This window comes from Vibrio sp. 1CM23M (genome assembly GCF_023161755.1).
In the GTDB taxonomy this organism is placed as follows: Bacteria; Pseudomonadota; Gammaproteobacteria; order Enterobacterales; family Vibrionaceae; genus Vibrio; species Vibrio coralliirubri.
In genome coordinates, this window is sequence record NZ_JALNTR010000001.1 from 1,016,491 (window position 1) to 1,037,495 (window position 21,005).

16 protein-coding genes are annotated in these 21,005 nt (G+C 47.0%); 9 read left to right on the forward strand and 7 right to left on the reverse strand.

Features of this window, described 5'->3' with window-relative positions; translation table 11 throughout:
• Positions 1 to 20 precede the first annotated feature (20 nt).
• The 4 genes from MSG35_RS04340 to MSG35_RS04355 form a co-directional block, all read right to left on the reverse strand.
• On the reverse strand, positions 21 to 1,010 hold the full coding sequence (locus MSG35_RS04340) for a rhodanese-related sulfurtransferase (RefSeq protein WP_048610330.1): 990 nt from the start codon (positions 1,008 to 1,010) through the stop codon (positions 21 to 23).
• Positions 1,011 to 1,276: 266 nt separating this feature from the next.
• Positions 1,277 to 1,708 (reverse strand): GNAT family N-acetyltransferase, encoded by a 432-nt coding sequence (locus tag MSG35_RS04345; protein ID WP_048610331.1) that lies wholly within the window; start codon positions 1,706 to 1,708, stop codon positions 1,277 to 1,279.
• Between the two features lie 75 nt (positions 1,709 to 1,783).
• Complete coding sequence (locus tag MSG35_RS04350; protein WP_048610333.1) at positions 1,784 to 2,119, reverse strand: 5-carboxymethyl-2-hydroxymuconate Delta-isomerase; 336 nt, start codon at positions 2,117 to 2,119, stop codon at positions 1,784 to 1,786.
• A 154-nt stretch (positions 2,120 to 2,273) separates the two neighbouring features.
• Positions 2,274 to 3,422: a PLP-dependent aminotransferase family protein gene (locus MSG35_RS04355; protein WP_248382998.1), complete on the reverse strand. Its 1,149-nt coding sequence runs from the start codon at positions 3,420 to 3,422 to the stop codon at positions 2,274 to 2,276.
• A 115-nt stretch (positions 3,423 to 3,537) separates the two neighbouring features.
• Here MSG35_RS04355 and MSG35_RS04360 point away from each other — a divergent pair, with 115 nt between their 5' ends.
• The 7 genes from MSG35_RS04360 to MSG35_RS04390 all read left to right on the forward strand — a co-directional run bounded on the left by MSG35_RS04360 (position 3,538) and on the right by MSG35_RS04390 (position 11,478).
• Positions 3,538 to 4,407: an AraC family transcriptional regulator gene (locus MSG35_RS04360; RefSeq protein ID WP_248383000.1), complete on the forward strand. Its 870-nt coding sequence runs from the start codon at positions 3,538 to 3,540 to the stop codon at positions 4,405 to 4,407.
• Between the two features lie 210 nt (positions 4,408 to 4,617).
• A complete protein-coding gene (locus MSG35_RS04365) occupies positions 4,618 to 5,940 on the forward strand; it encodes an MATE family efflux transporter (RefSeq protein WP_248383001.1) in 1,323 nt (440 codons plus the stop codon).
• 235 nt (positions 5,941 to 6,175) lie between these two features.
• On the forward strand, positions 6,176 to 6,934 hold the full coding sequence (locus tag MSG35_RS04370; protein WP_052879424.1) for an ATP-binding cassette domain-containing protein: 759 nt from the start codon (positions 6,176 to 6,178) through the stop codon (positions 6,932 to 6,934).
• Positions 6,931 to 7,782 carry an ATP-binding cassette domain-containing protein gene (locus tag MSG35_RS04375; protein ID WP_248383003.1) on the forward strand — a complete coding sequence of 284 codons (852 nt, stop codon included), beginning with the start codon at positions 6,931 to 6,933 and terminating at the stop codon, positions 7,780 to 7,782. The genes MSG35_RS04370 and MSG35_RS04375 overlap by 4 nt, the downstream gene beginning before the upstream one ends.
• Positions 7,783 to 7,830: 48 nt before the next feature.
• Positions 7,831 to 9,342 carry an ABC transporter substrate-binding protein gene (locus MSG35_RS04380; protein WP_248383004.1) on the forward strand — a complete coding sequence of 504 codons (1,512 nt, stop codon included), beginning with the start codon at positions 7,831 to 7,833 and terminating at the stop codon, positions 9,340 to 9,342.
• A gap of 4 nt (positions 9,343 to 9,346) precedes the next feature.
• Entirely contained in the window at positions 9,347 to 11,083 is a 1,737-nt protein-coding gene (locus tag MSG35_RS04385) for an ABC transporter permease subunit (protein WP_248383006.1), read from the forward strand.
• A gap of 152 nt (positions 11,084 to 11,235) precedes the next feature.
• The gene (locus MSG35_RS04390; RefSeq protein ID WP_248383007.1) at positions 11,236 to 11,478 is read left to right on the forward strand and encodes a hypothetical protein; all 243 of its coding nucleotides are present in this window, start codon (positions 11,236 to 11,238) and stop codon (positions 11,476 to 11,478) included.
• A 121-nt stretch (positions 11,479 to 11,599) separates the two neighbouring features.
• Here MSG35_RS04390 and MSG35_RS04395 read toward each other — a convergent pair whose 3' ends face one another.
• From MSG35_RS04395 to MSG35_RS04405, 3 genes are all read right to left on the reverse strand, one after another.
• Positions 11,600 to 14,455, reverse strand: a complete 2,856-nt coding sequence (locus tag MSG35_RS04395) for an FAD-binding and (Fe-S)-binding domain-containing protein (RefSeq protein WP_248383009.1) — start codon at positions 14,453 to 14,455, stop codon at positions 11,600 to 11,602.
• A gap of 162 nt (positions 14,456 to 14,617) precedes the next feature.
• Positions 14,618 to 15,757 carry an FMN-dependent L-lactate dehydrogenase LldD gene (lldD, locus tag MSG35_RS04400; RefSeq protein ID WP_248383011.1) on the reverse strand — a complete coding sequence of 380 codons (1,140 nt, stop codon included), beginning with the start codon at positions 15,755 to 15,757 and terminating at the stop codon, positions 14,618 to 14,620.
• A gap of 271 nt (positions 15,758 to 16,028) precedes the next feature.
• The gene (locus MSG35_RS04405) at positions 16,029 to 17,720 is read right to left on the reverse strand and encodes an L-lactate permease (protein ID WP_248383013.1); all 1,692 of its coding nucleotides are present in this window, start codon (positions 17,718 to 17,720) and stop codon (positions 16,029 to 16,031) included.
• A gap of 234 nt (positions 17,721 to 17,954) precedes the next feature.
• Between MSG35_RS04405 and MSG35_RS04410 the strand changes: the two genes are divergently transcribed.
• Together MSG35_RS04410 and MSG35_RS04415 are read left to right on the forward strand one after the other, a co-directional pair.
• On the forward strand, positions 17,955 to 18,872 hold the full coding sequence (locus MSG35_RS04410) for a LysR family transcriptional regulator (protein ID WP_048611944.1): 918 nt from the start codon (positions 17,955 to 17,957) through the stop codon (positions 18,870 to 18,872).
• An 11-nt stretch (positions 18,873 to 18,883) separates the two neighbouring features.
• Positions 18,884 to 20,938: a prolyl oligopeptidase family serine peptidase gene (locus tag MSG35_RS04415; RefSeq protein ID WP_248383014.1), complete on the forward strand. Its 2,055-nt coding sequence runs from the start codon at positions 18,884 to 18,886 to the stop codon at positions 20,936 to 20,938.
• Positions 20,939 to 21,005 lie beyond the last annotated feature (67 nt).

Sequence of the window (21,005 nt, forward strand, 5' to 3'; positions counted from 1 at the left end):
AAGAGTTTAAAGCAGAGAGTTTACTTCGCTTTCTTACCAGAGCGTTGCTGCTCTTTGTGTGCAAGCTTTTCTTTTTTGCGTTGCTCGATAAGGTGAGCAGCTTCGCCGCCTACGTGGGTTTCGCCACGAGCATTCGACAGTTGAACTTGCTTTTCACGCTCGCGGAAACGGGCTTTCTGTTCGTCGCTGTGCTTATCAACACACTTAGGGCAGCTTACGCCTTTTTCGAAGTGCTCAGAGGCTTTGTCTTCGTCTGTGATAGGCAGACGACACGCGTTACACACGTCGTAACCGCTCTTTTCTAGCTGGTGGTTTACTGCAACACGACCATCAAATACGTAGCAGTCGCCTTCCCACATGCTCTCTTCTTCAGGTACTTCTTCTAGGTACTTAAGAATGCCGCCTTCAAGGTGGTAAACCTCATCAAAGCCTTGCTCTTTCATGTAGGCTGTTGATTTTTCACAACGAATACCGCCAGTACAGAACATCGCGACTTTCTTGTGCTTCTTAGGATCAAGGTTGTCTTCAACGTACTGAGGAAATTCACGGAAGGTTTCTGTGTTTGGGTTTACGGCATTTTTGAATGTGCCGATGTCCACTTCGTAGTCGTTACGAGTATCAACCAGAATCACATCAGGATCAGAGATCAATGCGTTCCATTCGTTTGGTTTCACGTAAGTGCCGACAACGTGGCGTGGGTCGATGCCCTCAACACCCATGGTTACGATCTCTTTCTTAAGCTTAACCTTGGTTCGGTTGAATGGTTGTTCTTCGTTGAACGACTCTTTGTAAACAACATCCGCCAAGCGAGAATCTTGTTTGAACCATTGAAGAAGGGCGTCGATCGATTCGCGTTTACCTGCAACGGTGCCGTTGATACCTTCACTCGCAAGTAACAAAGTACCGCGGATTTGGTTGGCTTCTAACACGTCGGTTAGTGGCTGGCGAATTTCTTGGTAATCATCAAGTGCTACGAATTTATACAGAGCACATACAACATATTGAGACATGGTTTTTCCTTTCTGCGAGCTGGAACGTAAATCCAGAGCGGTTGCCTGTTTTGATCAGAACTGAGTATTTCAACTTAGTTCTGTCTTGTTGGCTTATTAAAATCAGGCGCAGTATAACCAAGGCGGTGCGGGACAAAAACCAACCAAACGTAGGGCTATATAACATCATTTTTGGTGTGGCTTTAGGTGTGGTGAAAAGGCCGTTATTTGATAAGGAATGTTAGCTCAAATAAGCAGTGGTGTTTTGTTGCCTATTGAATATTCGGCTAAGCACTTATGTAGTATCTCATCTCAATGAGTTGGTGTTCTCCGACGATTTCTACTTCACGAATGAACTCAAAGCCAAACTTTTCATAGTAACCCTTTAGGTATTGATGGGCGTGGATTTCAATGACTTTGGCACCATGTTCAGAGGCGTGTTTTAGAAGTGCGCGAACAATTTTAGACGCGATACCAGATCCTCGATAAGGCTGCAGAACAGCAACTCGCGCCATGGTTGAGTGTCCTGATTCATCAATGTGCAAGCGTGCCGTCGCGACTAAATTATCTTCATCGGTGATGAGTGCATGATGTGATACTGGGTCTAACTCATCAAGATCTAATACCTGTGGGATACCTTGTTCAACAACGAATACTTGATGACGAATGGACTGTGCTTTCGTTATCAATTCTGGGTTGTTACCAATCACCAATTCCATTTCATTGCTCCATGCTGCTAACGAATGTTTTGAAAATCCCCTATTTGTGAGGGGCTGTACGTTTGTAACTTGTCCTTAAACTAAGGCTTTTGAATAGCTGCTTGTCTCTATATCGATGATCTCTACGGTCAGTGAAGCATTGGATAGTGGAAGAGTAAGTAATTGGTCCAAAATGGACTTGGAGAGCATCGCTTTAACGCTTTCGTTACGCCCAGACAAAATACGCACAGAGACATGCACGAAGTCTTCTTTTACTTCACCGGTTTGGTAATGCTGATAGGCAAGGCTGCGTACTTTGATGTCTTCTCCTGTTGGTGAGAACAACTGAGACTCCATCGCGCCGAGAAACACTTTTTGGTTGAGTTGCTGACCATCAATAGTGGATGAGTGTTCGATTATACAATGCGGCAAACTGATGTCCTTTCTGTGCTTTATGGAGACCTAAAATTAAGGCCAATGTGATTCTCTTGTTGAGAATGACATTGGCCTTTAATGCTGACTGGTGACAGCTTTCTCGTTAATAAGCCGATCAGGCAATCACCAAAGCGGCCAGTACTGTCAGCGATTACGCTTGGTTAAGTACTTCTGCTAAGCGTTTTACCGCTTCAGTCAATTCTTCAGGGTTGGCGTTGGTGAAGTTTAAGCGCAGTGCGGCTTTGGCTTCATCGGCTTTTGGATAAAATACTGGGCTTGGTACAACCGCCACGCCATTCGATAGTAGAGTTTTAGCCAGTTCGAAGGTGTCACACTCTGGGATCTCAACCCAAATGAACATCCCGCCATCTACGGCTTTTAACACGCAATCTGCAGGCAGCTGTTTCTCTAGCTCTGAAAACAACACTTCATAACGAGACTTGTAAAGGGTGCGAATGTTTTCCATGTGCAGGTTGAAATCTTCATGTTTTAGAAGACCAACAAGCAGCGCTTGCATCGGTACACTTGAGTGTAAGTCAGCGCCTTGCTTCACTTTGATCAGTGGCTCAAGGTAGCTGCGTTTGCCTGTTACCGCGCCAATACGTAGACCTGGCGATGCAATCTTAGAAAATGAACGAAGAACGATAGAGTTGTCAGGGCAGAACGAAGAAACCATTGGCAGTTCAGTGCCTGTAAAGCGTAGCTCGCGGTAAGGCGCATCTTCAATGAATGCCACGTTGTATTTGATACACAGCTCAGCCACTTTTTGACGAGTTTCTGTTGCCCAGCACACACCTGTTGGGTTGTGGAAATCAGGCACGGCATAGAACATCTTCGGTGATTGCTGTGCAAAGCACGTTTCCAGTTCGTCTAGGTTCGGGCCAAATTCAGTTTGAGACACGGTCGTAATGTTTGCTTGAACTAGGCCAAACACCTGCATCGCACCTAAGTAGCTTGGCGCTTCCATCACAACCACATCACCCGGGTCAACATACGCACGCGCAATCAAATCCAAACCTTGCTGAGAGCCAGTACAAATCATTGCCGTGTGTGACTCTGGCAATTGGTAGCTTTGTGTTAGGTGGTCAAGCAACGGGCCGTAACCGGCAGTCGAGCCGTATTGGAAAACTTCAGGCATGTTCGCTAGGTTTTCTAGCGTTGGCTTCATTAAATCGATTGGGAATGTTTTCTCATCCGGCAGACCACCTGCTAACGAGATGACGTTTGGATCGCTTGCTGCAGCGAGGATCTCTCGAATATATGAAGATTGAATTTGTTGTAATGACTGTGCGATTTCCATGTGTTGTGTCTCGTCGTTTTTCGTTTTTATTCTATCGCTTGATATTACACGGCAATTGTAAAAACTAGCGTGTCCATTTATGCTCTTAAACATGTCCATTTATGCTATTTAAACGATGTCACGTCAACATATATCTCGAATCAATGATGTTCTGTTCCATATTCATCAAGACATCAGTCAGCCGTTGTCTGCTAAAGAGTTGTCTGAGATAGCTGCCTACTCAGAGCAACACTTTCATCGCACCTTCAAAAGTGTGGTGGGGGAGTCGTTACATCAATACATTCGACGTACCCGAATGGAGTATGCCGCTAATCAGTTGATGTTCGATACCAGATCGTCGGTGGTTGAGATAGCCAATAAATGTGGTTTCAGTTCGGTGTCTTCGTTTAGCCGAGCGTTCAAAGCGACCTTTAATATGTCTCCGGGTGAGTGGCGCAAGCACGATTTGCAGATCGCCGAAAAGCCTTATTTGAAAGATCCTGAAGTGGCGGCTGGTTATCAAAACGTCGCACAGCGGTTACTACCCGAACCCAAAATAGTGGAAACACCTGAACGCATGGCAGCCTATGTTCGACACACTGGCTATAACCGTTCTATTCGCAATGCGTGGTTGATATTGAAAGCGTGGGCGAACTCTGAGCAACGTGATTTTTCGACCCAGTTTGGTTTGCACCATTCAAACCCTGCTTGGGTCGAGATGGATCAGTGTCGCTATGTGGCGTGTATCGCGATCAGTGAACCTATTAAGTACCGTAGCGTAGTTAATCAGATGGTGATTCCCGGCGGTTTGCATGCTGTGTTTCGACTCAATGGCCGTTATGGAGAATTGCTACCACAGATCAGTATGGTATTAGAAAAATGGTTACCTACATCAGGTTTCAAGCAGCGTTCAACACCAGCCTATGTGCATTATCATCAGAATCATTTTTTGAATAGTGATGAAGTGTTCAAACTCGATTTCTATCTTCCGGTGAGTTTCTATTGATCGATGGTTGTGCTGTTTTGTTGAACCAGACTTTGCTCTTTTGTTGGGACAAATTAGCACGAACAATAGCTACCAACGATTCTATGCAGGTGGGCTAAGATAGACACACTTTGTTGATAATGTACCCCATTAAAAGATGACAACGTACGGATTAAACGATAGCATCACCCTCTTATTGCAAATAGTTCTTAATATCACCTGCTAGTAAACATGACCATTACCCACAAAGATTATCTGAAAATTGCCTTCCCTTTCATCATTTCAACGGTGACACAGCCTCTACTAGGTGCGGTGGATACCGCTGTTATCGGCCAACTTGGTATTGCTGAACTGATTGGTGGCGTAGCGATCGGCACCATTATTATGAACACCATGTATTGGTTGTTTGGTTTTTTCCGTGTCAGTACCACGGGGCAAAGCGCGATGGCATTGGGTAAGGGAAACCGCTCTGATTTGGCGGGTAGCTTGATGCGTCCGTTTGTGCTGTCTGGTTTAGTCGGTTTGATCTTTATCTTGATACAACCACTCATCTGGCAAGGTGCAATGTGGGTAATAGAGCCTGAAGCCAATGTGGCCGAGCACGCGCATATCTACTTCAGTATTTTGATTTATGGTGCGCCTTTCGTGTTGCTTAACTACACCATTATTGGTTGGTTAATGGGGCAGGCGAAAGCCAAAGAAGTCCTTTACACACAAGTGTTTGGTAACGTGTTGAACATTGTTTTAGATGCGGTGTTCGTGCTTTATTTCGACTTGGGTGTCGCTGGTGTGGCATACGCAAGTTTGATTGCACAAATCACCACCTTTGCGATTGGTATGACGCTGGTGATGAAGACCAGCAACATCTCGATCTCTGAGTTCCTGCAAGGCTCGAAGATGACCAAGAAAGACCTGTCGACAATCATCTCATCAAATACTGACCTACTGTTACGCACGATCTGTATCTTAGTGTTCTTCAATATGATGGCGCGTACAGGCTCAAAGCTGGGTACCGATGTTTTGGCTGCTAATGCAATCTTGATGCAAGTGACCTTTATTGTCAGTTACATGTTTGATGGCATTGCTAACGCATCAAGTGTATTTGCTGGCAAAGCTGTCGGCCAGAAAAACCCTTCAATGCTTGATCGTGTGTTAAGGCTCAACTTCCAGTGGACGGCCGGTTTTATTACTGCGCTAACGCTACTGACCTTGGTATTTAAAAACATGATTGTTTTCTTGTTTACCGATATTCCAGCGCTGGTTGCCTTGTATCAAGAGATGGCTCCGTGGCTGATTGTATTCCCGCTGGTGGCAGGCTTTGGTTTAACGGTTTACGGCATCTTTACTGGAACAGGAACCACACGTCCGGTTCGAGACTCTAGCATCGCGACTTTGTTGGTATTCTTAGCGGTACAGGCGTTCACCATCGATATTTGGGGCAATCATGGTCTGTGGTTGGCGTTTACCTTGTTCTATCTTGGGCGTATTGCGTTTTTGTATCCCTTCATCGCGCAAGTTAAGCAGAAGTGTTACCCAGTCAAAGATGCAGTGTAGGGTGCCATTAACTAAGCTGTCTAATCGCCATCTTTAATACATTATTAATATTTTATGAAAGCGCTTTACTATTTTTACACGATAAATTTAGAGAGCGCTTTTTTGTATTCAGTGACTAATCATAATCGGTCAATTAAATAGCAAATAAAATGCGATACGGTTCAATGTTCTCTTTTCATCATGTCGGCTAAATGATAGAGTTGTTATGTTATAACATCTATCTATGAGTATCTGCGTGAACGCCCCACTTTTGTCTGTTGACCACCTAACGATCAAAACCTCTTCGAGAACCCTTTTCCAAGATATCCACTTCGATGTTTATCGAGGCGAGCTGTTGGCGATCATGGGACCTTCAGGCATTGGTAAGTCGATGCTTTCTCGCGCTATTGCCGGGTTTCTGCCAGAGACGGTTAAGGCTGAAGGTCATATCTCTCTATCTGGTGAAGCGGTGTGTGGTTTACCTATGTTGCAAAGAACTGCAGCACAACGCCCCGCAGTTATCTTCCAAGATGCGCTTCAAGCTTTAAACCCTCTGGTTTCAATAGAAGGCCAACTCAGTTTGGCATTGACAGGCACTCGCACTAAGCTTAAATCGCAAGACAAAACCAAGCTCACCGAATTGCTAGTACAACTCGGTTTCCCTAATCCAGAAACCATCTTGCCGTTATACCCGAGTCAAATCTCTGGAGGGCAACGTCAACGAGTGTGCATAGCGATTGGCTTGCTGAGTAACGCCGATATCATCATTGCCGATGAACCAACCAGTGCGTTAGATCCGGTGACAGAGCAAGAGATACTCAAGTTGATTCGCGACAATGTTAAGCAGCGACAAATCGGAGGCTTGCTTATTACCCATGACCTGAACAGCGCGCTCGCGTGTGACAAGTTATTGGTGATCGATGATGGCGGAGTGGTGGCTTATGGCGCACCAAAACACGCACTTGAGTCGAGCTCTCACGCTTTCTGCTGTTCATTGAGAGACTTAATCGAATGAGCTCGACCTTACCACTAAACTCAGAAGCCTCGCCATTAATGCCAGTGACTGATTCAGAAACACAAACACCGATAGAGATTAAGTTCGACAATGTGAGTATTCACTACTACTCCGTACCAAGTTGGTTGGGTGGTAAAGCGTTCAAAGCGCTACAGAACATAGACCTTAATGTTGAAGACAAAAGCCTAGCAATTGTTGGGCGTTCTGGTGCCGGTAAATCAACGTTGATTGAACTGCTATTTGGCCTTAAAGCGCCAACCGTTGGTCAAATAAACTTGTTCGGTTATTCGCTCCCAATTCGCGATATCAAAGCGCAAGCAACTGTGTGTCGCTTGATTCAATTGGTGCCTCAAGAGCCCCACACTAGCCTCAATCCTTACTATACCGTTCGACAGATCTTAGCCGAACCGCTAAGCAACTTAGATGTTTCGGGTAATCATGAAGCCATCATTGAAGAGGCGCTTTCAGACGTTGGATTGCCTGCCAGTTTGCTCTTACTGAAACCTAATCAGCTTTCTACAGGTCAAGCTCAACGTGTGGCTATTGCTCGGGCTCTTGTCGTTAGACCCGCAGTGCTGGTGGCCGATGAACCCACTGCCAGCCTTGACCCGGTGAATCGCCAAAGGTTGTTGGACTTGGTTAATTCATTAAAAAAGAAGCGTGATATGCGCCTTATTTTGGTTACGCATGATCTCGGTGCGGCAAAAGCCCTTTGTGAAGAAATACTGGTTCTCGACCATGGTGAAATGGTCGAGCACGGACCGACCGATCAAGTGATGAGTAAACCTGCTCATCCTGCGACTCAGATGCTGATCGAGTCTCAGCCTCTTTCGAAATCTACTTGTTAAACACAACCTTATTTATTAAAAAAATACAGCTACAGAGAAAAAATAATTATGCGTTTTAATTCAATCAAACTGGCTTGCGCGCTTGCGTTGGCTCTGCCTTTGACGGGCTGTTTTGACTCTCAACCAGGGTCTAGCGATGCCGCAGTAAAATCTGAAATTCGAGTTGCGATGATGCAACCACCAAGAACGGGTTTATCGCCACTTTCTGATGACGCTTTTAAGTTATCTCGTTGGAGCACAGCAGAAACTCTGGTTAACCTGAGCCCAACCTCAGAAGCACAACCTATGTTGGCAACGGATTGGAAACATCTTGATCCTCTGACTTGGCAGTTCACGATTCGCCAAGGCGTTAAATTCCATGATGGTTCGACATTAACGGCAAACTCTGTAGTGAACTCTCTACAAAAAGCGCTTGAAGCAGCACCTAAGCCACGCATCCTAGATGGTGTAGAGCTAGAAGTGAAAGCGATGGACAACTACCGCGTAGAGATCAAAACCAGCTTTGATGACCCTCTTCTACCAAGCCGTTTATCAAGCCCTCAATTAGCGATTCTTGCAGCAAGTGCTTATCAAGAAGATGGTCGTGTTAGCCCAATTGGTGCAGGTACTGGTCCGTTTGAATTGACTGAAATTAACGGTACAACCAGCGCGAAACTGAAACGTTTTGACGGCTACTGGGGCGAAAAAGCGCAAGTAGAATCTGTAATTGCAGAATACGTTCCTAATGGTTTTGCTCGCGCTGCGGCTCTAAGAACCGGCACGGCTGACGTCGTTGAAGCGGTACCCGTTTCACAAATCGCGACTATTGATCCGAACCTACTTTACGAAGTGGCAATGCCTCGTACTAATACGCTTTACCTGAACAACAAGTCAGGCGTATTTAGCGATATTGAACTGCGTAAGGTAGCGGCAGCTGCAGTAGACCGTGAGCAGATCGTGAATACTGTTTATGAAAACCACGCGGATATCGCGCAAGGCCTATTAGGTCCTGCACTTGCTTGGGCTGAGCCGATTCGACCTGAAGGTCAGGCAGTCGATAAATCACTAAAAGCAAACGGTGAAAGCATTGTTATCGGTACCTTTACCGACCGTGCAGAGCTTCCAGAAGTGGCAGCGCTACTGAAGCAACAACTTGAAGCGGCTGGTTTCAAGGTTGAGCTGGATATTCGTGAATACGCTCAGATCGAGAACGATGCGCTATCTGGTAAGTTCGACGCGTTTATCCTTTCTCGTGCAACGGTTCTAGATTCGGGTGACCCAGTGGCATACATGATGAGTGACTTTGGTTGTAAGGGTTCATTCAACCTTGGCCAGTTCTGTTCTCAAGAGGTAGATAAAGCACTGAATCACGCTGACCTACAACCGCTAGGTGCGCTGCGTCACCAAGCGATCATCGAAGCTGAACAAAAAATCCTTAACGATTTCGCGGCTATCCCGCTGCTTCACGAACGTGTGATTCAAGGTGAAAGTGAGCGTGTAAGCAATGTCGTTCGTGACCCAAGTGAACGTCGCTTGGTTGATCAAACGACACAAGTTAACCCGGCAACACAGGCTAACTAAATAAATGTTATCTGCTGAGACTCTGCGTCGAACTCTATTTATCTTGACGCCTTGGCTATCAAGAATCGCCTCACTGATTGTGGTGGTGATTCTTGTTGGTTTGATGCCTGACATTGCAGGCATCGATCCAAGCCAATCTATTCTGCGGGCTAGGGCGGGGCAACAACACCTGCTTACGCCTGAAGCTTTAGCGGCGGTACGTGCTGATCTTCAGCTGGATCGTTCAGCCATTGAGCGCCTGATCGACTGGGTAGGAAGTGCTTTTTCAGGTGATCTAGGTAAATCATGGATTGATGGTTCCTCGGTTGCATTAAGCATTCAAAAAACAGCATCTACGTCTCTGTTTTTGATGTCTAGCGCACTTGTGATGACTTTCGTACTGTGTGGTGCAGGCTTACTGGCTACCTTACGCAGTTGGAAGAAGGGCAAACTAGGGCAGAGTTACAGCAGTTTAAGCACCGTATTAATATCCTTGCCAGAGTACGTTGTGGCCTCGGTATTAATACTGGTGTTCTCTATCTGGTTAGGTTGGCTGCCGCCGTATGGTTGGCAAGGTTGGCAAGACATATGGCTACCGAGTTTGGCGCTCGCACTGCCTGCAAGTGGCTTGTTTAGTCGCCTACTCAGAGACAGTTTACAACGCGTTCTCAATGAACCTTGGGTGATCACTTGGCTCAGTGCCAACGTTCATTCCAATCAAATTATTCGCTTTGCGCTGAAAAGAGCGCTGAGCAGTCTGATCCCGCAAATCGCGATGATCGTGATTGGCTTAACTGGTGGCGCAGTCGCGGTTGAGCTTATCTTCTCGATCCCTGGTATCGGGCGCATGATTCTTGGTGCAGCCAAGGCGCAAGACTTACCAACGCTGCAAGGCGGCTTATTGGTGTTGCTGCTATTTTCAATTGCCGTGAGCAGCATGAGCTTGTTTGTTCAGCAATTGATTCTTGGCCACAGCCTGAAAAGCGGCAAGCTCATCAGTAGCCACTCTTCGTTTCGTTTTACCCAGAACCGCGCAAAGCGTGTCACTGCTTTTGCGATCTTCTCTTTCCTAATTGCTATCGTTGTATGGGCTGCATTCCGAGACCCATACACTAGCCAATTCGCACGCTTGGCATCACCGAGTTGGCAAGCACCTTTGGGCGCAGATGGCATTGGCCGAGACCTACTGGCGAGAATTGGTTCTGGTATGATTGCGACCTTCCAAGCCGGCATATTGGCAACGTTCTTGAGCTTGGTGACGGGCATCATCATGGGTTTCAACACCCGCTTTAGCCAAGGCCTTATCGAGATCACTAAGGGTATCCCATACATCATTGCAGGCTTGCTTGTTGCAGGTTTAACGGGGATGAATCCGAACAGCGCCTTAATCGCGATTGTATTGGTGTCGTGGGCGCCGTTAGCCGCGCACTGTTCAAGCTTGATCGTAGAAGCCAAGGCTCAACCTTATACACACCTCGCGCCACTATGGGGCACCAGTAAGCTTAGAATCTTCCGTTTCTACTTGCTTCCGTATGTGTTGCCACCGTTGTTAAGACACGCGATGTTGAGGCTACCGGTTATCACTCTAAGTCTGACCTCGCTGAGCTTCATCGGATTAGGGGCAAAGCCACCAACACCTGAATGGGGCTTGATGATCGCAGAGAGCCTTCCATACATTGAGCGCGCGCCATTAGCAGTCATGGGGCCAATTGTTGGGCTGATCTTGTTGGGTGCAGCCATTAACATGATGTTTGATGACTAACGTAAAGAGCCGGTCGCTGAGGTTTCTAAATTGACGATCCGATTGGGTATTCGATTTAGCATTTATGTTGTAACCTTAGCCCTGCTTTTTAGAGACGCTTTTTGATCGGCTCGAAAGTTAAACAGGCCCTAGTTAAGTGTAAAGGATTCAACATGTATCTCGTTTTGTATTGTCACAATATTGGTATGACCGATTTTTCTTTCTTTGAGACGGAAGATTTCGATAAGGAAGATGGCTATATCGTGCGAGGCAAATGGCCGAACGAGAAAGCGTTCCGTGATTACTTAACCAAAGAGTTTGGTGACATGATCGAGTTCCAAGTGATCGACTTAATCGCCAAAGGCGCAGAAGCAGAACACTACTCGCCAGAAGAGTTGATGCGCCTAGCTCAGTAGCCGCTAGCTCAGCAATATCTAGCTCGGTAATACGTTTTAAATCGAATAAACAAATGGCAGCCTGATTGGGCTGCCATTTTTCGTTTTAAGCTAGAGCACGTTGCTCGCAGTATGAGTGGATCTATTGCGCGACTTCGTCCACCAAATACAAGATTGATTGATACGGAATGCCACTGTGGTGCGATAAACCGATCTCACAGGTTCGGCTGTTACTAAAGCCACGACTGCAGTTGTTCGGCACTTGTTCCTTGAGTGGGTGTACCGCCGCCTCATTCAGCTCTGGTGTAGTGAAGCCTTTGTCACCTGCCCAACCACAACATTGAATATGCTCTGGAACAATCACCTCTTCGGTACACGCTTTAGCAAGGTTTAACATCGCACCTTCTAAACCCATTCGACGAGAGCTACAGGTCACATGCAGCATTACGGTTTCTTGCAGCGGCTTAAGTGTCAGGTGCTCTAGCAGGTATTGGTTCACAAACCCTGTTGGTTCTAGCACTTCTAATGGTTTAGTGAATTGCTCAATACTGCGTTTGGCACAAGGGCTGGTATCCATCAAGACTGGGTATTCACCCTGACGACTGGCTTGCCACAACACTTCTTCGAGTTGTTGCGCTTTCGATTGGGCTAAGTCGGTCATACCTTTGCTGTCGTAAGGCATACCGCAACATTGGTCGTCTAGCTTCTTCGGCAGAATTACCTCGAATCCCGCTTTGTGGAGCAAAGACATGGTCACTTCAGTAAGAGGGCGTTGGTCGCCCGCATCGCTTTGTTGCCCCATGATTCGACTTGCACACGAAGGCAGGTAAACCACCTTCTTATGATTGCTTGAAGATTCTGCCGTCACGGGTGATGAGGCAAGCGAGTGACTATTGGATTGCGGCATCTCTGGCATCCAAACTGGTGTCGTGCCTTTGGTTATTGAGCGCAAGCCATTGGTGAGCTTACCAACTGTATTTGCGCCTAGAACCTTATTAGCCACTTGATTGGTTTTTAGCCCAGCTTTGGTCAGTTTGGTGGTGGTTGAGAAGTGATCCGCTGTCCACTTAGCAATTGGAGTGAACTTCTCATATTTGGCGATACGAAGCTTTTTCACTAAATCGCCAGTGTTGATGCCCACTGGGCAACGCTCGGCACACAGGCCTGTTGCAGCGCAGGTATCAATGCCTTGGTATTCAAATGTCTTCTCTAGCTCGCTTGCTTCTATCTCTTCACCTGCTGCTCGGCGGCGTTGTAGCTCACGATATAAAACAATACGTTGGCGAGGTGATAGAGTCAGTGTGCGAGAAGGACAAACAGGCTCACAGAATCCACATTCGATACAGCGGTCGACTAGATCATCGGCAGCAGGCATCGGCTTTAAGTCTGTGATGTGGGAGTTTGGATTGTCGTTGATGATAACGCCGGGGTTAAGCAGCCTTTCTGGGTCGAACAGTGCTTTGATCTGTTGCATCAAGGCGTAGCCATCTTTGCCCCATTCCAATTCCACATAAGGCGCCATGTTTCGACCCGTGCCGTGTTCCGCTTTCAGTGAACCTTGATATTTCACTGCGACGAGCTCGGCAACGTCATCCATGAAACCGCCGTAACGGTCGATCTCTTCTTGGCTATCGAAGCCTTGGGTAAACACAAAGTGCAGGTTGCCTTCGAGTGCATGGCCGAAAATGATCGCCTCGCTGTAGTCGTATTTATCGAACAGCTCTTGCAGCTCTCGAATGCCGTTCGCAAGGTTCTCTACTGGGAAAGCAACATCTTCGATGATAACGGTTGTGCCAACTTCACGAACGGCCCCAACCGCAGGGAACATGCCTTTTCGAATGCCCCATAGGGTTGCGACAGTCTTGGGATCGGACGTGAAAGGGACTGATTCAACAATCGTGTAATCAGCTAATGCATCCAAAATTGATTTACATTGTAAATCTAAGTCCTGCTGGGAGCTGGCGTGTGATTCAACCAAAATAGCCGCCGCTTCTAAATCTAGGTTTCGCATAAACGCAGGCATACCCGGTTTATCCGCGACAGAACGTAGCGCCCTGCCATCCATTAACTCAACAGCAGCAACTGGAGTTTTAGATAGCGTAGTCACGGCTTTACTTGCTTGTTCTATGTCAGCAAACACCAACAGCGCCGAAGCCTTGTTCGGGTGTTCGATAACCGTGTTGTAGGTAATCTCTGCGATGAAGCCTAGCGTGCCTTCTGAGCCAATCATCAGGTGTTTGATGATCTCAATTGGGTCGTGGTAATCAACTAGAGCATTGAGCGCGTATCCAGTAGTGTTTTTAAGACGATACTTGTGGCGGATTCTGTCTGCCAGTTCTTGATTCGAACTGGTTTGGCGGTGTAATTCAACAATGCCATCAAATAGCGTTTTGTGTGATTGCTTGAATGCCTCAACACTAGCGCTATCTGCAGTATCAAGCAGGGAGCCATCACTCAATACGATTTTCATGCTCTCGACGGTGCGATAGGAGTTTTGCGCAGTACCACAACACATACCGCTGGCGTTGTTCGCGGCAATACCGCCAATTTTACAGGTGTTGATAGAGGCTGGGTCTGGGCCGATTTTACGTTGGAAAGGGGCAAGATATTTATTAGCATCGGCGCCAATCACACCTGGTTGAAGAATGATTTGGTTGCCGTTATCGACAATTTCATGGCCACGCCAGTCGTCGGTCAGTGTGATGAGTACCGAGTCTGAAACCGCTTGTCCTGATAGGCTGGTACCCGCGGCACGAAACGTAAAATGAATACCCAGTTCGCGACAGCTTTGAATGGTGAATATCACTTCGTCTAAGTTTTTCAGCCTTAGAACCATTTTCGGCACCAAGCGATAGAAACTCGCATCGGTGCCGTAAGCCAAGCGCTTTGCCTCTTGCGTGACAATTCGTTCTGTTTCTATTCTTTGAGCCAGTATCGCTTCAAGCTGCTGATAGGCTTGTGCGTCTATTACTCGCTCATGGGATGTGGTTGTCTCCATCTTTGCTTCCTTGTGCTTCTTATTTGGCACTGATTTGTTTTTATTTTATTTTCCAGTGCTTAAACGGTGTCACAACGGCAGTGGAATTGCTGTGACACCGATTGAACTTCAGTCTAAGTAGACCAAAGCATTAGTCCGAATCTGAGCCTGAGTCGTGGCCGATTAATCTAGCCCTACCAGAGATTCACGAGTTAAGTCTTTGATTGTCTTAGCGCCAGTTAGAGTCATCGCAACGCGCATCTCTTTGTCATACAGGTCGAGTAGGTTCTCAACGCCTGCTTGTCCTTGCGCTGCTAACGCGTAGACGAAAGAGCGACCAAGCAAGGTGCAGTCTGCGCCCATCGCCATCATACGAACCACATCTAAGCCAGTACGAATGCCAGAGTCGACCAGAATCTTAGTGTCGCCTTTTACTGCGTCTGCAATTGCAGGCAGTGCTTTAGCACTTGATAGAACGCCATCAAGCTGACGACCGCCGTGGTTTGAAACTACGATACCGTCTGCACCAAATCTCACGGCGTCTTTTGCATCTTCTTCATCAAGAATGCCTTTGATGACCATTGGGCCATTCCAGAAGTCACGGATCCACTCTAGGTCTTTCCATGAAATTGATGGGTCGAAGTTATCACCCAACCAACCGATGTAGTCTTCCAGTTTGGTTGGAGAACCGCGGTAAGTAGAGATGTTGCCAAGATCGTGAGGCTTGCCGAGTAAACCAACATCAACGGCCCAGCTAGGATGACGCATCGATTGGAATACACGACGCATTGATGCATTCGGGCCACTCATTCCTGAGTGCATGTCACGGTAGCGAGCGCCGGGTACTGGCATATCCACGGTGAAGACCAGCGTTGTGACGCCAGCTGCTTTGGCGCGCTCAAGAACGTTCTTCATGAAGCCGCGATCTTTTAATACGTAAAGTTGAAACCACATTGGGCGTTCAATCTTAGGTGCGACTTCTTCAATCGGGCATACCGATACAGTCGACATGGTAAAAGGGATGCCTTTGTTGTCGGCGGCCTTTGCTGCTTGTACTTCACCACGTCGTGCGTACATGCCTGTTAGGCCAACAGGAGCCAGTGCGATTGGCATTGCGAGCTTTTCGCCAAACAACTCGGTTTCCAAATTTAGGTCCGACATATCATTGAGGACACGCTGCTTGAGCGCGATCTCTGCCAGATCGGCCGTGTTGCGGCGTAGGGTATGTTCTCCGTAAGAACCGCCGTCAATGTAGTGGAAAAGAAACGGTGGCAATTTCGATTTTGCTGCGGCGCGGTAATCAGTCGATGCGGATATGATCATAATTTCAGTCCTAAATTCTTGGGATGTTGCCCTTCTATGAGAGCTTGGTTTGGGCTGCTTTAATTCTTGAAAGTAAGTGTTCGATCTTGCTTAATCTTTGAAGCTGTAAACGATAAAACGATAAAACGATAAAACGGGAAAATGGCGTTAATACCCGAGGGTGTTGATGTGTTTCAGTATCCATTCCGAAACTCATCAACTGTCTTATTAGACGGTGTTGCAGTCGGGGAATTGAGTATTAACGCCAAGTGCTTTTGTAACGACTTATGGTTTACATAAGTGCGTCTGTCATTTTGAAACCGTAAATAACCACTAGGCCGATGATTCCTGTCATCACCAAGTAGTAGAACGTTGGGATGATTGTTTTACGTAGCGTTGCACCTTCACGTCCTAGTAAACCTACTGTTGCCGATGCCGCTACCACGTTGTGAATCGCAATCATGTTACCTGCTGCTGCACCAACCGCTTGCAGAGCGACAACCACCGCACTAGAGATAGTCAGAGTTTGTGCTACTTCGAATTGGAACTGGCTGAACATCATGTTTGAAACTGTGTTCGAACCTGCAATGAAGGCACCTAACGCGCCAACCGTTGCACTTAGTGCTGGGAATGCGCCGCCAACTAGGTCAGCTGCAAAGTTCGCAGTCGTTACCGGCATACTGGCCAAATCAGCGCCGTTCACGCCAGAGTTAATGAAGATACGTACCATCGGGATGGTGAACACCAACACAAAGCCTGCGCCAATCAGTGTTTTACTTGATTCACCAAACGCTTTAGTTAGTGGCGTTGCACTACGAGATTGCATGAGAACCGCAACCAGCGCGACGAAGACCAAGATACCGCCCGGTAGATACAGAGGTTGAATCGCAGTGCTTACGCCAGTCTCGCCTAGGATGTTGCTGAACGATAAGCTCACGCTCTTAAGTAGGCCTTTGAACTCAGGGCTTACACGGCTAGCAACTAGAGTGACAGCGAGCAGCACGTAAGGTGCCCATGCCATCGCCATATTCATCTTTTTATGATCTTTGTTGTCGTCTAAATCGATCTTCAAAGAACCTAGCCATTCTGCTGGCCACTTGTCTTCACTTTCGAAATCCCATTTTGATTTTGGTACGAGGAAGCCACGTTTTGCTGCAGTAACCACAATCGCTAGGCCAACCAAACCACCAATCAACGATGGGAATTCAGCGCCTAAGAAGACACCTGTAAGCGCATAAGGAATAGTGAAAGCAGCACCTGCGAACAGTGCGAACGGCAGGATATCAAGACCTTCAGTCCAGCTTTTGTTCTTACCGAAGAAGCGAGTCAGCATCATCGCCATCAATACAGGCATCATCACACCAACAGAAGCATGAATCAGCGCAACGCTTGACGTGATTTGTTGTAGGTAAGCATCCCATGTTGAGCCATGAGCAATCAGGCTTTCACCGATGTTGTGCGTGTCCAAACCTTTGTTCACACCAACGATGATAGGTGTACCAACCGCGCCGAATGATACTGGCGTAGATTGGATCATCATGCCCATCAGTACCGCAGCAAGTGCTGGGAAGCCGATAGCAACCAGCAGTGGTGCAGCGATGGCAGCAGGTGTGCCGAAGCCAGATGCGCCCTCAATGAATGAACCGAAACACCAAGCAATGATGATTGCCTGAACACGACGGTCAGCGGATATATCAGTGAATCCATTACGGATAGTGGTGATGGCTCCGGTGTGTTTCAAAGTGTTTAATAAGAAGATGGCGCCGAACACAATCCAGAGAACCGACACGGTAATGCCGAAGCCTTGGAATACAGAAGCCAGCACGCGAGTGCCAGACATGTCCCAAGCAAGTAGGGCGATAGCAACGGTTAAGGCAAATGCCACAGGCATCGCTTTTTTTGCTGGCCAGTTAAGACCAACCAGCAGAATCGCTGCAACAACTATTGGTGAAAATGCCAATAGGGCTAGTAGAGTTTCACTCATGGGTACTTCCTCGTACTGTTTTCAAACGTTCATGTTTGAAGTAAAGATCACGTTATGGTTTGTCATTATTTGAATCGCTTTGGCCTCTAAACGGGAACCTTCTTTGGGCGACTCTTGTAATTGGAATGACTGTTTTTGTAATTGTTTTGTTAATTTGGCGTGAATTTACCCCTTTATTTTTTATTGATATAGGGAAATAATGAAAATAATTAATTCCAAAATTGGCATAATCAGATGCGAGCAGACGATTTGATCCTGTTTTCACAGGTGGTAGAACTGGGCAGTTTCAGTAAAGTGGCAGAGCAAAATAACCTTACAAATTCGGTAGTTAGTAAAAGAATTGCGCGTTTAGAGGAAGAGATCGGCGTGCAATTATTATATCGAACCACGCGTAAATTGACCCTGACTGAGGCGGGTAAGGCAATGTTACACGGGGCCAAAAATGTGAAGCAGGCAGCTCAAGAGGCTATGGACGCAGTTTCAGGCTTTGGTGAAAATGTCAGTGGTCATATCAAAATGTCAGTGCCTACTATCTCCGGAGATTTGATTCTCGCAGACGCGGTGGCTGAGTTTTGTAATATGCACCCAGGTTTAACGGTCGATATGTCTCTGAACAATCGCTTTGTCGACTTGGTTGAGGATGGTCTCGACTTGGTGATTCGAACCGGCTACTTGGAAGATTCAAGCCTCATTGCTCGTCATATATTGGATTCACAATGGGTGGTGTGCGCTTCGCCGTCTTATATCGCTAAGAACGGTAAGCCGATGCTACCTAAAGACTTAGTGCAACATAACTGTCTGCAATACGCGTATCAAACAACGGGTGCCAGTGAATGGCAGTTCCTGCATAGTAAAGACGGATGTACTGACAACGACAAATACATAGTGCGTGTCTCGGGTTCATTTTCTACCGATAACGCCACGGCACTTCGTAAAGCTGCGTTGGGCGGCCATGGTGTGGCGTACGTGCCACGTTGTCTGGTGTATCACGATATTCGCAACGGCCAGCTGGTGGACATCTTCCCTGATTTAGTCGGTAAAAAGCTGGGTATTTATGCGGTGTACCCCTTTACGCGCCAGCCACCGAACAAGATTAAGTTATTGATTGAACACATCAGAACCCGTTACCTGACGATTTCACATTATTTTTAATAAGGATCACGATGAGCTATCTAAAAGAGTATCCAGTCACCAACAAACAGATCGTCAGCGATGACTATTTTGGCCAGATAATCGAAGACCCGTATCGTTGGTTAGAAGATGATAGAAGTGACGAGACCGCGCAGTGGGTAGCGAGTCAAAATGAGGTCACGTTCGATTACCTTGCTCAAATCCCGTATCGCGCAGAACTGCGAGAGCTATTGGCGAAAGCGCAAGACTACAAAAAGAGCTCGCAGCCGTTTGTTCGAGGTGAGTACACTTACTTCTATAAGAACGATGGTCTGCAGAACCACAGCATTCTCTATCGTCAGAAAGAGGGGCAGGAGGTTGAAGTCTTCCTAGATCCGAATACCTTCTCGGAAGACGGCACCACATCTCTAGGCTCGGTGTCGTTTTCTAAAGACTACAGCTTAGTGGCGTACAGCATCTCTGAGGGTGGCAGTGACTGGCGTAAGATTTTTGTTATTGATACCGAGACTAAACAGCCGCTTGAAACAGAAATCACTGACGCCAAATTTACCGGTATTTCTTGGTTGGGTAATCGCGGCTTTTATTACTCTAGCTACGACAAGCCAGACGGCAGCCAGCTCTCTGCTCGTACTGAGCAACACAAGCTGTACTTCCATGAGTTGGGTACAGAGCAAGCTAGCGACAAGGTAATCTTTGGTGAGAGCAACGCTGAACAACACCGATATGTGTCGGGCTACACCACGGAAGACGATCGTTACTTAATTATTCTTGGGAAAGAGTCGACATCAGGTAACAGACTGTTCTATATCGATTTAGGTTCAGAGGCGCAATCGTTGAACACGCTGATTGAACATGTTGAAAGCGACACTTACCTCATCGATAACCAAGACCAAGTCTTCATCTTATACACCAACTTAGAAGCACCCAATGGCAAGGTGGTGAGCTTTGATACTCGCGATGGAAAGTGGCTTGATATCATCCCTGAGAAGCCACAGCCATTGGACATCAGCACTGGTGGTGGTTACTTGTTTGCGCACTACATGGTGGATGTGGTGTCTAAAATCGATCAGCTTGATTACCAAGGTAACTTAGTTCGAGAACTTCACATGCCAGGGGTGGGAACGGCCAGTGGCTTAGGTGGTAAAAAAGAGCAAACCCAGCTTTATTACACCTTTACCAACTATGTCACGCCGCCAACGATTTTCTCATTCGATGTCGAAACGGGCAGTTCAGAAATCTATCAGCGCTCTGAGTCTCCGTTTGAATCGGACAAGTTCGAGTCTAAACAGGTCTTCTATACCTCAAAAGATGGCACCAAGATTCCGATGTTTATCTCTTACAAAAAGGGATTAAAACTAGACGGTAGTAACCCAACCATGTTGTACGCCTATGGCGGCTTTAATGTCAGTCTGACGCCTTCTTTCTCAGGTACGGTGGGCAGTTGGCTAGAACTAGGTGGCGTATATGCGGTGCCAAACCTGCGTGGCGGCGGTGAATACGGTAAGGCATGGCACAAAGCTGGAACTCAGCAGAAAAAGCAGAACGTGTTTGATGACTTCATTGCTGCTGCCGAGTTCTTAATTGAGGAAAACTACACCAGCAGCGATACGTTAGCGATCCGCGGTGGGTCTAATGGTGGTTTGCTAGTAGGCGCTTGTATGACACAAAGGCCTGAGCTGTTCCAAGTGGCTCTGCCTGCGGTTGGTGTGTTGGACATGTTGCGTTACCACACATTCACGTCTGGTGAAGGCTGGGCGTACGACTACGGCACATCAGCACAAAACAAAGAGATGTTTGAATACTTACTTGGCTATTCTCCCGTTCACAATGTGGTGCGTGGCGTTGATTATCCGGCGACTCTTGTTACGACGGCTGATCACGATGACCGCGTGGTGCCAGCTCACTCTTATAAGTTCATTGCAGAGCTGCAAGATAAGCATGAAGGTGGCGCGCCCGTGATGATTCGTATTGATGTTAATGCGGGCCATGGCGCCGGAATGCCGCTCAGCAAAGCGATCGATTTAACCGCCGATATCTACGCATTTACTCTGTTCAATATGGGGATTGAGTCTCTAGATTCACTTTAGCGAATGCTTGATTCTAGATAACGGGGTATTTTACTCAGACCAAAAAGCCTCAAAATCTGCCTTAGAT

Bases quoted from the DNA above. Each gene is read 5' to 3' on its own strand.
- MSG35_RS04410 (WP_048611944.1), top strand. From the start codon at position 17,955: ATGCGAGCAGACGATTTGATCCTGTTTTCACAGGTGGTAGAACTGGGC.
- MSG35_RS04405 (WP_248383013.1), bottom strand. From the start codon at position 17,720: ATGAGTGAAACTCTACTAGCCCTATTGGCATTTTCACCAATAGTTGTT.
- MSG35_RS04415 (WP_248383014.1), top strand. From the start codon at position 18,884: ATGAGCTATCTAAAAGAGTATCCAGTCACCAACAAACAGATCGTCAGC.
- MSG35_RS04345 (WP_048610331.1), bottom strand. From the start codon at position 1,708: ATGGAATTGGTGATTGGTAACAACCCAGAATTGATAACGAAAGCACAG.
- MSG35_RS04390 (WP_248383007.1), top strand. From the start codon at position 11,236: ATGTATCTCGTTTTGTATTGTCACAATATTGGTATGACCGATTTTTCT.
- MSG35_RS04355 (WP_248382998.1), bottom strand. From the start codon at position 3,422: ATGGAAATCGCACAGTCATTACAACAAATTCAATCTTCATATATTCGA.
- MSG35_RS04380 (WP_248383004.1), top strand. From the start codon at position 7,831: ATGCGTTTTAATTCAATCAAACTGGCTTGCGCGCTTGCGTTGGCTCTG.
- MSG35_RS04360 (WP_248383000.1), top strand. From the start codon at position 3,538: ATGTCACGTCAACATATATCTCGAATCAATGATGTTCTGTTCCATATT.
- MSG35_RS04365 (WP_248383001.1), top strand. From the start codon at position 4,618: ATGACCATTACCCACAAAGATTATCTGAAAATTGCCTTCCCTTTCATC.
- MSG35_RS04395 (WP_248383009.1), bottom strand. From the start codon at position 14,455: ATGGAGACAACCACATCCCATGAGCGAGTAATAGACGCACAAGCCTAT.
- lldD (WP_248383011.1), bottom strand. From the start codon at position 15,757: ATGATCATATCCGCATCGACTGATTACCGCGCCGCAGCAAAATCGAAA.
- MSG35_RS04385 (WP_248383006.1), top strand. From the start codon at position 9,347: ATGTTATCTGCTGAGACTCTGCGTCGAACTCTATTTATCTTGACGCCT.
- MSG35_RS04340 (WP_048610330.1), bottom strand. From the start codon at position 1,010: ATGTCTCAATATGTTGTATGTGCTCTGTATAAATTCGTAGCACTTGAT.
- MSG35_RS04375 (WP_248383003.1), top strand. From the start codon at position 6,931: ATGAGCTCGACCTTACCACTAAACTCAGAAGCCTCGCCATTAATGCCA.